10 protein-coding genes are annotated in these 13,375 nt (G+C 67.8%); 6 read left to right on the top strand and 4 right to left on the bottom strand.

The window, feature by feature from the left end; all coding sequences use genetic code 11:
* Nucleotides 1-241 precede the first annotated feature (241 nt).
* Both KEG57_RS08005 and KEG57_RS08010 read left to right on the top strand, forming a co-directional pair.
* Nucleotides 242-1,882, top strand: a complete 1,641-nt coding sequence (locus KEG57_RS08005; RefSeq protein ID WP_272417462.1) for a PAS domain S-box protein — start codon at nucleotides 242-244, stop codon at nucleotides 1,880-1,882.
* Between the two features lie 35 nt (nucleotides 1,883-1,917).
* Nucleotides 1,918-2,799, top strand: coding sequence for an endonuclease/exonuclease/phosphatase family protein (locus KEG57_RS08010; RefSeq protein WP_272417463.1), 882 nt, complete (start codon nucleotides 1,918-1,920; stop codon nucleotides 2,797-2,799).
* Here KEG57_RS08010 and KEG57_RS08015 read toward each other — a convergent pair.
* The gene (locus KEG57_RS08015) at nucleotides 2,786-3,175 is read right to left on the bottom strand and encodes a Smr/MutS family protein (protein WP_272417464.1); all 390 of its coding nucleotides are present in this window, start codon (nucleotides 3,173-3,175) and stop codon (nucleotides 2,786-2,788) included. The genes KEG57_RS08010 and KEG57_RS08015 overlap by 14 nt on opposite strands.
* Nucleotides 3,176-3,242: 67 nt before the next feature.
* Between KEG57_RS08015 and KEG57_RS08020 the strand changes: the two genes are divergently transcribed.
* The 3 genes from KEG57_RS08020 to KEG57_RS08030 all read left to right on the top strand — a co-directional run bounded on the left by KEG57_RS08020 (nucleotide 3,243) and on the right by KEG57_RS08030 (nucleotide 8,458).
* Nucleotides 3,243-6,428 carry a serine/threonine-protein kinase gene (locus KEG57_RS08020; protein WP_272417465.1) on the top strand — a complete coding sequence of 1,062 codons (3,186 nt, stop codon included), beginning with the start codon at nucleotides 3,243-3,245 and terminating at the stop codon, nucleotides 6,426-6,428.
* A gap of 177 nt (nucleotides 6,429-6,605) precedes the next feature.
* On the top strand, nucleotides 6,606-7,463 hold the full coding sequence (locus KEG57_RS08025; RefSeq protein WP_272417466.1) for a hypothetical protein: 858 nt from the start codon (nucleotides 6,606-6,608) through the stop codon (nucleotides 7,461-7,463).
* Between the two features lie 173 nt (nucleotides 7,464-7,636).
* Nucleotides 7,637-8,458 carry a hypothetical protein gene (locus KEG57_RS08030; RefSeq protein WP_272417467.1) on the top strand — a complete coding sequence of 274 codons (822 nt, stop codon included), beginning with the start codon at nucleotides 7,637-7,639 and terminating at the stop codon, nucleotides 8,456-8,458.
* 56 nt (nucleotides 8,459-8,514) lie between these two features.
* On the opposite strand, the gene KEG57_RS08035 is transcribed toward KEG57_RS08030, so the two are convergent.
* Both KEG57_RS08035 and KEG57_RS08040 read right to left on the bottom strand, forming a co-directional pair.
* On the bottom strand, nucleotides 8,515-9,615 hold the full coding sequence (locus KEG57_RS08035) for a serine/threonine-protein kinase (protein ID WP_272417468.1): 1,101 nt from the start codon (nucleotides 9,613-9,615) through the stop codon (nucleotides 8,515-8,517).
* A gap of 234 nt (nucleotides 9,616-9,849) precedes the next feature.
* A complete protein-coding gene (locus KEG57_RS08040) occupies nucleotides 9,850-10,314 on the bottom strand; it encodes a hypothetical protein (protein WP_272417469.1) in 465 nt (154 codons plus the stop codon).
* Between the two features lie 307 nt (nucleotides 10,315-10,621).
* Here KEG57_RS08040 and KEG57_RS08045 point away from each other — a divergent pair, with 307 nt between their 5' ends.
* Nucleotides 10,622-11,989: a sigma 54-interacting transcriptional regulator gene (locus tag KEG57_RS08045; protein WP_272417470.1), complete on the top strand. Its 1,368-nt coding sequence runs from the start codon at nucleotides 10,622-10,624 to the stop codon at nucleotides 11,987-11,989.
* A gap of 9 nt (nucleotides 11,990-11,998) precedes the next feature.
* On the opposite strand, the gene KEG57_RS08050 is transcribed toward KEG57_RS08045, so the two are convergent.
* Nucleotides 11,999-13,372, bottom strand: a complete 1,374-nt coding sequence (locus KEG57_RS08050; protein WP_272417471.1) for a serine/threonine-protein kinase — start codon at nucleotides 13,370-13,372, stop codon at nucleotides 11,999-12,001.
* Between the last annotated feature and the right edge of the window lie 3 nt (nucleotides 13,373-13,375).

Raw genomic sequence — 13,375 nt, forward strand, 5'->3', positions numbered from 1 at the left:
GAAGGCAGCGCGGATCGTGGCCGCGCTCTGCCACCATTTTCAACGAATCCCCACGTTTGTCACGCCCTTAGTTTTTGGCTCTCCCAACGAACGCCCCGGTCGAGGTGGCCCAGCACGCCCGCCATGCGTGGCGTGTCACGCCCCTGGCGGAAGCCCCGCGAAATCCTGCTCCGGTCTTGGCTTTCGGATCCCAGTTGCGTGGTGCACGTCCCTTGCGCGATCCTGCGAATACGATAGGCCCATGGTCACCTCTACAATCGCCCCCGCCCCACCGCTGCCGTTCGATGCGCCTACGTTTTTCGCGCAGTCGAAGGATGTCTGCGTGGTCTACGACGTGGCGCGGCGGTTTGTCTATGCAAACCCGGCGGCGACCGCGCTGTTCGCGTTCGAGCCGGCGGCGCTCGCGGGCAAGTCGCCGCGGGATCTTTATGGGGACCGGGCTTCGAGCATCGAGCAGTGCGTGGAGCGCGCGTTTTCGAGCGGCGAGGTCGTGCAGGTGGTGCACAAGATCCGCGGCGGATCGGGGGAGGTCGTCTACCTCGACACGAGCTACACGCCGATGCGCGGCGCGGACGGCGGCGTTTCGTTCATCGTGTCGATCGGTCGCGACATGACCGACACCTCGGCGCGCTGGCGCGAGCTCGAGGACACCGTGGCCCGAAGGACGCGTGATCTCACGGCCATGGAGTCGCGCTTCGACGGGCTGCTAAGGAACCTCCAGATCGGCCTCATCATCCGCGGGCCGCGGGGGGAGATGCGCTTCGTGAACCGCCGCGCGCTGGAGCTACTCGGCTTGACCGAGGCGCAGATGCTCGGCCGCGCCCCGAGCGATCCGGGCTGGGCGATGCTCGACGAGGACGGCAAACCCTTGCCCCCCGACCAAGCCCCGATGGCGCGCGCCCTCGGGAAAGGCGAGTCGCTTTCGGCCATGATCATCGGCGTGGATCGGCCGAAGACCGCCGATCGCGTGTGGATCCTGGTCAACGTGATGGTGCAACGGGGCGCGGACGGCGCGATCGAGCAGTACGTCGCGACGCTCAGTGACGTCACCGAGGCCCAAAAAGCCACGCGCGCGCTCGCCGAGCGTGAGGAGACGTTCCGCCTCCTCGCCGAGACGATCACCGACGTCTTCTGGATGACGAACGCAGACGAACACGGGCTCGTGTACGTGAGCCCTGCCTACGAGAACGTGTGGGGCCGGCCGCGGTCGGAAGTATACGAAGACCGTTCCAATTTTCTCGAAGCGATTCACCCCGACGATCACTCGAGCGTCCTCGAAGCGCTGCCGCTGCAGGAGAAGGGCGAATACGATATCGAATATCGGGTCGTGCGGCCGGGCGGGACGATCCGCTGGGTGCGGGATCGGGCATTTCCGGTAAAGGATGCGTCGGGGAAGGTCGTGCGGCTCGTGGGGCTCGCGACGGACATCACCGAGCAGCGATCGACGTCGGAGCTCATCCGGCGGCAGGCGGACGCGCTGCGGGAGCTGTCGACGCCGCTCGTGCCGATTGGACAGGGTGTGCTCGCGATGCCGATCGTGGGTGTGCTCGATTCGGCGCGGGCGCGGCAGGTGCTCGAGACGCTTCTCGAAGGGATCGTGGCGCATGCGGCGGAGGTCGTGATCCTCGACGTGACGGGCGTGGGCGTCGTGGATGCGCAGGTGGCGAGCGCGCTCGTCTCGGCGACGCAAGCGGCGCGGCTGCTCGGCGCGGAGGTGCTGCTCACGGGCCTGCGGCCGGACGTCGCGCACACGATCGTCGGGCTCGGGCTCGATCTCGGCACGATCGTGACGCGCTCGACGCTGGAGATGGGCATCCGCTGGGCGCTTTCCGAGCGAAAGCGCGGGAAAAACGCTTCTTTCAGGAAAGGAAGCGGCAAGTAGCCGGGCGCACGCGAATTGCTTAGGATGATTTCCCGATGGATGACCAAAGGCCCCTGTCCGTTCGGCTCGCGACCTGGAACTGCTTCGGCGCGCCGCAGAGCCTCGAAGATTTTCTGGAGGGCCGGCCTTTCTGGCCCGAGCGGTTCGGCGCGCCGGCGGTGATCGAGGCGCTCTCGCGCTTCGACATCGTGTGCATCCAGGAGAACTTCGTGGGCGGGGTGCACGAGCGGCTGGAAGCGCTGCGGACGGCGGGAGGTTTTTCCGAGCTCTGGCACGATCCGCCGGGTCCCTGCGCGGTGACCAAGACGCTCGTCGGCGCGGGCCTCGTGATCCTCTCGCGTTTCCCCGTGAAAGCGCGTTTTTTGCGATTGCCGCACGGCGTGGGAGCGGACGGATTCGCCCGGAAGGGCGCCGCGCTCGCGGAGGTTCGTTTGCCCGGCGGGCGCGAGCTTTTCCTGGTGAACACGCATTTGCAGGCGGACGACGGGCGCGTGTCGCCGGAGGAGTGCCTCGCGGTGCGAAAGGCGCAGGTCGAGGAGCTCTGCGAGGCGCTGCGGGAGCCGCTTTCGAGCGGCGTGCCCACGGTGCTCTGCGGGGATCTGAACGTGCCTTGCGGAACCCGCGAATACGAGGGTTTGGCGCGGCGGCTCGGCGAGAGCTTGACGGACCACACGGCGCGCGCGGGGCTCTTGACGTACGATACGGAGTTGAACGACGTGGCGCGGGCGTTTCACGAGGGCGGCCCGGAGCGGGCGCTCATCGATTACGTGTGGACGTCGCGGCGGGCCGCGCCGACGCAGATCGCGATGGAGTTCGTCGCGCCGCTCGGCGAGCTTTCGGGTTGTCCTCCAAGGTATGAGGGCCGAGCGTTCGCCTCGGATCATTTCGGCGTGGGCGTGACGGTCACGATCGATTGACGCGGAGCCGCGCGATCGTCGCGCCCCAGCCGCCGCGCGTGGCCGGGGCGTCGCGGAACGATTCGACGAGCGGGTGACGCGCCAGGATCGATTGCACGACGCGCCGCTGCACGCCTTTGCCGCGGCCGTGAATGAGCCGCACCTCGGGAAAACCCCGCGCGTGGGCCTCGTGCAGATATTCCTCCACGACGGAGGGGATGTCGCGGGGCGCAAAGCCATGCAGGTCGATCGCGTCCTCGATCGGGAGCACGGCGATTGCGTCGGGGTCGGGCAAAGGTTCGTCGTCCTCGGCCTCGTCGGGCGCGGGCGCGGGCGGCTCTTTCGGTTTTGCCGGGGAGAAGAGGCGCGCGAGGTGGTCGAGGAGGGCGCGGAGCATGGCCGGGGGGACAGGGTATCACGTGGACCTGTCGTGGCCGCCTTCGCGCGTGTATCTTCCCGGTCCCATGTCGGCGGAGGACGGAGGACAAGCGGAGATCGGGCACGCGTCGACGGTGCCGCTCGTCCTGCCCGGCCCGCCGGCCGAGCGGCGGGGCGTGCCGCCGTCGCTCTCGGAGCGATACCAGGACATCACGTTCGTCGGCGAAGGCGGGATGGGCACGGTCTACCGCGCCATGGATCCGCGCCTCGGCCGGACCGTGGCGCTCAAGCTCTTGAAGGGCGACGATCCGGAGCTCTGGCGACGATTCCTGGGCGAGGCGCGGGCGCAGGCGCGCATTCAGCACGAGCACGTTTGCCGCGTGTACGAGGCCGGGCAGGCCGACGGCGAGCCGTACATCGCGATGCAATTCATCGACGGCGAGCCGCTGTCGCGCTGGAAGGATCGGCTGACCTTGGAGCAGCGGGTCAAGCTGATGTGCGAGATCGCGACGGCGGTGCACGAGGCGCACCGGCTCGGGATCATTCACCGGGACATCAAGCCGGGGAACATCCTCGTGGAGAAGCGCGAGGACGGTTCACTCAAGCCGTACATCATGGATTTCGGATTGGCGCGGGAGGTCTCGGAGCGCGGACAAACCCGCACGGGCGCGGTGGTCGGCACGCCGGCGTACATGCCGCCGGAGCAGGCGAAAGGGGACGTGCGGGCGATGGATCGGCGCTCGGACGTGTTTTCGCTGGGGGCGACGCTCTACGACATGATCGTCGGGCATCCGCCGTTCATTGCGGAGCACCCGTGGAAGCTCTTGATGATGGTGGCGTACGAGGACGCGCCGACGATCGGGAGGGTGCAAAAGGGGGTGCCTTCGGAGCTCGAAACGATCGTGATGAAATGCCTCGAGCGGGATCCTTCGAGGCGATACGATTCGGCGCGGTCGCTCGCGGAGGATTTGCAGCGGTTCCTCGACGGCGAGCCGATCCAGGCGAAGCGCGCCTCGGTCGGATACTTGCTCTGGAAGAGGGCGCGCAAGCATAAGCTGGTCGCGGCGCTTCTGGCGCTCGGCGTCGCGTCGTCGCTGGGGTTCGGCGGCGTGTGGGTGCGGGCCCAGCGGCAGGCGGCGGAGCAGGCGGAGCTCGCGCGGGAGCTCGGCGAGGGCGTGAAGGAAATGGAGCTGTTCCTGCGGGCGGCGTATGCGTATCCGCTGCACGACGTGGAGCGGGAAAGGGACGTGGTGCGCGCGCGGCTCGCGGAGATCGAGCAGCGAATGGCAGCCGCGGGGAAGGTGGGGGAGGGGCCGGGGCATTATGCGATCGGGCGTGGATATCTCGCGCTCGGGGATCCGGAGGGGGCGCGGGAGCATCTGGAGAGGGCGATCGCGGCGGGGTATTCGTCGCCGGATTTGCGATATGCGCTCGGGCGGGCGATTGGCGAGATCTATCAGCAGGCGCTCGCCGAGACGCGGCGGATCACGAACGAGGAGGAGCGGCAGAAGAAGGTCGCGGAGCTTTCGAGGGATCTCCGGGATCCGGCGCTCGGGCATTTGCGGGCAGCGATGGGGGCGCGGATCGAGGTGCCGGCCTACGCGGAGGGGCTCATCGCGCTGTACGAGGGGAAAAACGAGGAGGCCGCGGCGAAGGCGCGGGAGGCATTCGAGAAGGCGCCCTGGATGCACGAGGCGAAGAAACTCGAAGGGGACGCGCTCTTCGCGGAGGGGAGCAAGTATCGGCATGACGCGGCGTTCGATTACGAGAAGATGAAATCGTATTTCGAGCCTGCGGCGAGGGCGTATGCGGCCGCGTCGAACATGGGGCGGAGTGATCCGGAGGTGCACCGGGCGGAGTGCGAGTTGTGGGAGAAGATGGGGTGGGCGGCGCTGAACAGCAACACGAACCGGCAGGTCCCGTTCGAGGCCGGCGTCGAGGCTTGCAACCGGGCCGTGCAGGCGAGCAGCAGGGATGGCAGGTCGCTCGTGCAGCGCGCGTTGTTCCTCGTTGCGCGGGCCAATGCCGTATCCGGCAGCAACGCAAAGGATTCGGCGCTGACCACCGCCCAGGATGCGGTCGACGCTGCCGGGGAGGCCCTGCGCGCGCGACCGCAGGACGTGATGGCTCATTATGCGGTCGCCGTGGCTTTGTACGAGCGCGCGAAGCACCTGGATACCCGAGGTCAGGACGTCCCGATCGAGGACGTCATCCAGGCCTATTTGCGCGTCCAGGAGCTCGATCCGTTGTTCACCTGGTCGTACAACGAGCTCGGGCAGGTGTACATCCTCGCCTCCGACATCGACCGCCGAAAAGGCCGGGATGCCAGGGGCGCGCTGGAGAAAGCGAGGCGACAATTCGAGCGCGCTCTCGCGCTGGACCCCCGGTTCTCGATCCCCGCATTCATGCTCGTGGAGGTGCTCGCGATGCTCGTGGACAACAGTCTCGAGCGGGGGGAGGCCGCCGACGGGCACGTGAAGGCCGCGCTCGACGCCTTGGCTGCCCTCGACGAGCGAAGCGCCGCCGATCCGTGGCGCACGGCTTATTGGAAGGCGCGCACGTACCGAATCCTCGGCGGTCACGAGCTGGCCCTCGGCCGCGACCCTCGGCGATTCACCGAGGCCGCCATCGACGCCATCCGTAGATTCGCGGGGGAATCACCGCGGGACATGTTTTTTCTCATCGAGGTGGCGAGGTGCCGGCAGCTCTCGGCCGAGCACGCGCTGCGCGAGGGCCTCGATCCGAGCTCTCTCCTCGGTGAGGCACGGCGGCGGGTGGGGGACGCGGCGGCCATCAATGGCGGCGCGAACATGGCGCTGCGCATCCTCGACGCACGCATCCAGATCCTGACCATTCGCGCCGAAGTGCGGCGTGGCAGCGCGACCGCATCGAGCTTCGACACCGCTTTCATGATCATGACCCCCGTCCTGGAGGAGGCCAAGGAGCAATCCACGCCTTACCAGATCATGAGCGAGGTGTATGGTCTGCGAGCGCAATGGTCGGCGAGGTCCGGTCAAAGCTTCCAGGCGGACCTCGCCGAGGGCCTCCGCATGGCAGAGAAGGCGCTCGCCAAGAACCCGCACATGGCAACTGCGTATGCAGCGATGGGGCAACTCCGCCTCGTGCAGGCACGCACGTCGCGGGTCGAGAGGGAGCGCGTGGAGGCCGCGCGCCGCGCGAAGGAGGCCTTCGATGCGGCGCTCCGGGAGAACGCGCTCTTCGCGCGGAAGTATGAGGACGAACGGAAGGAGATCGGCGCTCTCCTCCCGTGAACGTCGCCCGAGTGGCGGGCTTGCATGCCGTGGCCAGCATCGCCTGCAGGGACCTCCCCGCAGGGGTCTGCGCCATGAGCCCGAGAACCCACGAAAAGCCGCGCCCGTGCCGGGCTGGGGTACGTGGCACGAGCTGTGCTACCCGTTCCCCACGTCGTTCTTGAAGAGGAGCCCCCCATGCTGAAATCGCATTGCTTTTCCTTTGTCGTGGTTGCTGCCAGCGTCGCCTTCATGGGTTGCGCGGCGCCCGAGGCGGAGAATCCGGTTGGCGCCGACGATTTCGCGGTTGGCCTGGAGACGCAAGATCCCGGCGACCCCGATCCCAGGCCGCCGGGCAGCAACAACCTGTTCAACCCTGGTTGCTTCTGGAATCCCAACATCCAGGCGGCCTACCGGCTCCTCGCGCAGAAGCCGCTTTACGTGGATGCGCAGGGCAATATTTCCGATACCATCTCGTACCTGGACCAGGTCACGTCCGCGTGCAGAAACCAGGCCCTCAAGTATCTCGCCCGGTGTGCATTGCCCGAGGGCTCCTCGATGACGGATCCGGATACGAACATCACGTACAACGGCTGGCTCGGCCTCGCGGATCAGTGGAAGACGCAGGTGCTGAGCAGCGACAACCAGTGGTGGGTCACGTCTTGCCTGCTTGAGCACCTCAATGGGTACGGGATCGAGGTCCCCATTCTGCTGCAGGGAGACCGCTCCGAACTCCAGCCGACCTCGGCGCAGATCACGGAGTTCCAGGTGCCCGAATCGCGCGCGTGGGGGAACCTTTTCGCGCCGAATTTCGTTGCCAACGTGTGTTACTTCACGAACATGGCGACGTCTTGCTACGTGAACCAACTCTTCGACGAGCGCATCTGCGACACGAGCCCGTATTGCAATCTCAATCTCGTGGGGAACTGCAACACGGCGTGCTTCTACAACCCGATCGGCGGCTTTTTGCACTGCGGTTCGTCCGGGAACAAGCACATCAGCGTGCGCGTGAAGGATTACGACTGGTACGGCTCCGATTGCGAAATCCCGGAGTGAGCCGCGCCGCGCTGCTCCACGGGGGGTGATGGCGCGGGCCTGCGCCTGCTGCAGGCCCGCCCCCGCAGTCGCCCGCCCCGGGGCGCGAGGCTTCCTCGAAAAAGCCTCACGTTGGAAGGATCTCGCCCTTGGCCCGGAACGTGCACGTCCCCCGTCAACACAAGGAGATCCCCATGACTGCAATGCGCTCATTTGCCATTCTTACCTTGCTGACCGGCACCTTTGCCTCCGGCTGCGTGGCCGCGAACTCGAATCCGTTCGAGCAGGACGATTTCGCGGTGGGCCTCGAGACGCTGGGGCCGGACGACAATCCGCCGGGCAACACCAATGGCTTCAGCGTCGATTGCTTCTGGAACCCGAGCGTCCAGTCGGCGTACAGGAACCTCTCGCAGGAGCCGCTCCACAATGATGCGGAGGGCAACCTCCCCGAAGGCGGCGTCGCGGATCTGTCCGCGGTCTCGAACGCGTGCAGGAGCGAGGCCCTCAAATACCTCGCGGAGTGCGCATTGCCCAGAGGCACATCGATGACGGACCCCGATACGGGCATCACCTACGCGGGTTGGCTCGGGCTCGCGGGGCAGTGGCGGACGAGCTCTCTCAGCAGCAACAATCAATGGTGGGTCACGTCTTGCTTGCTGGCCCACCTCAATGGATACGGCATCGTGATGCCCATCCTCCTCCAGGGAGATCGCGCGGAGCTCCAGCCGACCTCGGCGCAGCTTACGGAGTTCCCGGTGTCGGAGTCGCGCGCATGGGGGAACCTGTTCGCGCCGAATTTCGTCGCCAACGTCTGTTACTTCGATGACGTGGCGGACACTTGCGACGCGGAGCAACTGCTCGACGAGCGCCTTTGCGGCACGAACCCCTCTTGCAATCTCAACGTCGTGGGGAACTGCGACTCCGCGTGCTCCTACGACCCCCTGGGCGGCGTCTTGCAATGCGGTTCGTCGGGGAACAGGCACATCACCAGGCGCGAGGAGGGGTACGACTTGTAAGCTCCGATTGCGACAGTCCGGAGTGCGCCGCGCCGCGAAACGTCCACCGCCTGCTTCTAACGGCCGACCAGGAAAAACGCCGCGATGGCGAGGACCATGATCGCCATCGCGGCCGCCATCCACGCTCGCCTTGCCGCGCCCGCCCGCGCGGTCTTCACCGTCTCCGCCGACCGCTCCGTCTTCGTCTGTGGGAGAGCCGCCGGGTTCGTCGCGACAACCTTCCGCTCGTCCTCGATCACGGAGGTGAGCGCTTCCTGCCGCAAGGAAAAACCTTCGGGCAGGAGCGGGCGGAGCGCGTCGCGCATCGCCTCGACGGTCGGAAAACGGTCCTCACGGACGTGCGCCGTCGCCTTGTCCACGAACCGCGCGATCTCGGCCGGTACCCAGGGCGCGGCCTCCGCGAGCGGCGGCGGCGGCTGCGTCGTGATCGCATAAAGCAGCTCCACGAGCGATTTTACGTGCGCGTGCGGCGGTGCCCCCGCGAGCATCGCGTAGAGCGTCACGCCCATCGAATACACGTCGCAACGCGCGTCGACCTTCTTGGGATTCTCGATCTGCTCGGGCGCCATGTAGAGCGGCGTGCCGATGACCTGCCCGCTCTGCGTCATCGATATCGCGGGCGCCGTGAGCGCGCCGCCCTCACCCACAGCCTCGGGCGTGCGCCGGATCTTGGCGACCCCGAAATCGAGGAGTTTTACGGTGATGTCGCCGCCCTCGCCCCGCGCGAGGAAGAGGTTTTCGGGCTTGATGTCGCGGTGAATGACGTTCACCGCGTGCGCTGCCGCGAGCCCCTCGCAAGCCTGCGCGAGAATTCGAAGCGCGACGTCGGGGCGGAGCGGGCCCAAGCGCCCGAGGAGCGCGCGCACATCCTCGCCGTCGAGCAGCTCCATCACCTGGAACGGCACGCCGGTCTCGGGATCGTGATCCACCGCCAAGGCCGCGACGACGTGCGGCGAGGCGAGCGAGCCGGCGATACGCGCCTCCTGCTCGAAGCGGAGCAGGTCCGGATCGTCGGGGGCGAACGGGCGCACGTGCAGCCACTTGATCGCCACGGGACGGCCGGTCTTCGTGCTCCTCGCCTCGTAGACGGTCCCCATGCCGCCTTGACCCAGCACGCGGACGATCTCGTAGTCGGTGAGGAGCTGCCGACCAATCATCCGGGGGCATGGTACCGAGCGCCCGACGAAGAGCAACTGCTTCGGGCGAGCAAGTATGGGAGTTCGTGTTCTCCGGCTTCGTTCGGGGAGCTCCTGCCGGCTGACGTCGACAGTGTAATTCTGGCTGCACGGTCCTCTAAGCACGAGGGCCGGTACGGGGTCCCGGCGGACCTGCCGTCGGCGCGACGCCGCGCGCGATTGAATGCCGAGGAGCGTTCGAAACGAAGGGCGGATTCAGCGGACCTGGGCGGGCGGCGTCAACGCCGCGACTTTCGTGCATACGCCGTCAATCATCTCGCAGCGATAGTCGGGCGCTGTCGGGCTGAAATAAGGCAGACAAGGGATCAAGTGATTGAGCCCCTCGAAGCACGCGCCTGCGTCGCCCACGCAGATCGGCCTGCGATCGCCGACCTGGTTCGGCCGGTCGTCCCAGTCGAAGCGGTACCAGTCGCCGCGCGTGATTGGCGGGTCAGCCGGAGACACCGAGAACGGGAGCGGCTGGGGCCGCGCCTTCACGCACCCACTCCACGTGCCACACGTGTTGAGGCTCAGGCACGCAGCTTCGTTCGACCCCGAGGACGGCGCATCCGCGTCCGTGCTGGTCTGCGCGTCAGGCTTCGCCGTATCCGGCACGCCGCGACACGCCGGCGCGAGCGTCGCCGCGACCGCAGCCGGCAAGAGCAAGGAGGCAAGCCTCATCGCGCCGTGATGCTATCCGCGCCCCGGATCGGCGCACAACGCGCCGCACGCGTTGGGTTCGTGCTCGGCCTCATCGCGACCGCGCCGCATTGGGGGCAATGCCCCTCGCCGACGTAATTCGTACTTCCGAGGTTCGCGCTCGTCGAGATACTGCCTCCACAGCGTCGCCCGCTCGCGAAACCATATCTTGCGGGTCGGAGAGAGCATCCCATCGGGGTCCGGCGCCTTGATGGGGTAGACCCTGTCTCGGTTCTGGACCATGACCTCGTGCGTCGTGTCAGAGTAGCTGATATACCGTGCCCGCACCATGAGCAAGGAACCGCACGCGAAGGAGACGGTGGCCCTCGTCGTTCGCCCACGCGAGTGCGCCATCGGCCGCTTTCGCCTCCAGGTCACGGCGGGGCCCGATCGAGGCGTCGAGCGCGTCTCGGACGGCGCCGAGCTCTCCGTGGGCACGGCCGCCGGTAACCACCTCGTCCTGACCGACGGCGCCGTGTCGCGCCACCATTGCGTCATCACCGTCACGGACCGCGGGTTTCTCGTGCGCGACCTCGGCAGCCGCAACGGCACGCGGGTCTCCGGCTTCCGCGTGGAAGGCGCCTACCTCGGCGCCGGCGCCGTGCTCGGCGTGGGCAAATCGACGCTGCGCTTCGATCCGCTGCCCGACGAGATCGTCGAGCCGCTCGCCGACGAGGAGCGTTATGGCCGGATCCTCGGCCAGAGCATGGCGATGCGCCGGCTCTTCGCGGCCCTGCCGCGGATCTCCACCTCGGACTCGACGGTGCTCATCGAAGGCGAGACCGGCACGGGCAAGGGCCTGCTCGCCGAGGTGATTCATCAGAAGAGCGCACGCGCGCAAGGGCCGTTCGTGGTGATCGATTGCAGCTCGATCCCGCCGACGTTGATCGAGGCGGAGCTCTTCGGCTACATGCGCGGCGCGTTCACGACGGCGTTGCAATCGCGGGCGGGCGCGTTCGAAGCGGCGGCGGGCGGGACGGTGTTTCTGGACGAGCTCGGCGAGCTGCCGCTCGACATGCAGCCGAAGCTGCTCCGGGCCCTGGAAGAGCGCGTGGTGCGGCGCATCGGGAGCCTCGATCCGATCAAGCTCGACGTGCGGGTGATCGCCGCGACAAACCGCGACCTCAGGCAGGAGGTAAACCGCGGGACGTTCCGCTCGGATCTTTATTATCGGCTGAACATCGTGCGGATTCGATTGCCGCCGCTGCGGGAGCGGCGTGAGGACATCCCGCCGCTCGTTGCGCATTTTTACGAGCAATTCGCGCGGTCGGGCGATCCGCTGCCGCCAGCGGAGCTCGTGGCGGCGTTCACGAAGCAGGATTGGCCGGGGAACGTGCGGGAATTGCGGGCGGCGGTGGAGCGGGCGATCCTGATGGAGGACCAGGAGCTCTGGTTCGAGGCGACGCTCGGGGCGCCACCCGGTTCGACGCCGAAGGCGGCGGCGCCGGCCACGACCGATTACGAGGACGATATCGCGCTCGGCTCGTTCCGCGCGGCGAAGGAGCGCGCCGTGGCGCGGTGGGAGCGTGGATACATCGAGACGCTGGTGCGGCAGAGCGGAGGGAATCTATCCCGCGCGGCGCGCTCGGCGCACATGGATCGGAATCACCTGCGGGAGCTTCTGCGGCGGCACGGGATTTCGGCCACGGAGGAGTGACGGCGCTCGTCATCGTTCCAGAAAGAAAAACCGCGGGTCGTTCGGGAAGGGCGAACGCGGGAGGTCCTGGCGGTCGAGCGCTTGCTGCGTGGCGACGACGCCCCGTACCGGTGCCGGCGACCACGAGGTGACATCGAGGAGGCCGCCGGGCAGGATCGTGCCGGCTTCGCTCGTGTGGAGCACGCCGACGTGCGCGACGATGCCGAGGTCGGCAGGTTGTCCGGACAAGGGACCCGCGAGGACCCGGCGATAAGCGCGGACACAAGCTTCGAGCACGCGCCGGGCAAAGGGCGGGTCGGGCGGCGTGGGCGATACGGCGAGCAGGTTTGTCGCTGTCTCTTTGGAGAGCACGAGCCCGGCCGCGGTGAGCTCGGCGGAGACGAGGGGCAAACTCGTTTCGAGGGCCGTGAGGAGCGCCTCGTCGCCGTCCGCGAGCGCGGCCGGATCGGCGCGGAGCGCGACGGAGACGGCCATGGAAGGGCGAATCAAAGCAGCATGGCGCTTCGGGTTTGGCGGGCTCGTCGCGGCAGAGCTTGCGGTGCGGAGTGCCCGGACGAACTCCGGCGCGGTGGCATATCGGCCTGCGGGATCGCGGCAAAGCGCGCGGAGGAGGGGCTCGTCGAGCGCGGGATCGACGGGCGCGCGCTCGCTCGGCCTGGGCGGGCGGGCGTGGAGGTGGATCTGCCGGACGACGGCGGTGGCCTGATCGCCGAACGGCGGTTTTCCCGTGAGCATGGCGAATGCGAGCGCGCCGAGCGCATACACGTCCGCCCGTGTATCGAGCGGCTGGCCGAGCACCTGCTCGGGCGCCATGAAGGGGAGCGTGCCGAGCGTCGCGCGGGAAGCGGTGAGCGAGGGGCCGGCGTTGTCGAGGAGCTTGGCGACGCCGAAATCGAGGAGGACGACGCGGCCTTCGGCGCGGCCCTCGGCGAGGAAGACGTTCGAGGGTTTGATGTCGCGGTGGACGATTCCGCGTGCGTGGGCGGCGGCGAGCGCGCCTCCGAGGGGTTCGAGAATGCCGAGGACCTCGTCGATCGCGAGCCTGCCGGCGTCGGCGAGGCGCGCGTCGAGGCTCTGGCCGGTGAGCAGCTCCATGGCGAAATAGGGGCGCCCATCGGCGAGGCGGCCGACTTCGTGCACGCGGACGACGTTCGGGTGGGGGAGCTCGAAGATGATGGCCGCCTCGCGCTCGAACCGCGGGATCGCCGTGGGATCGGCGAAGAGGTCGGCGTGCATGACCTTCACCGCGGCGGCGCGGCCCGTGGGCGCGTGCGTCGCGCGTGCGACGAACCCGAAGCCGCCGCGGGCGATGAGCGAGTCGAGTCGATACGGGCCGGCCCAGAGCTCGCCGCCAAGATCCGCCGAATCGAGTTTACTTCGCACGGT

The organism is Polyangium jinanense (genome assembly GCF_028435365.1).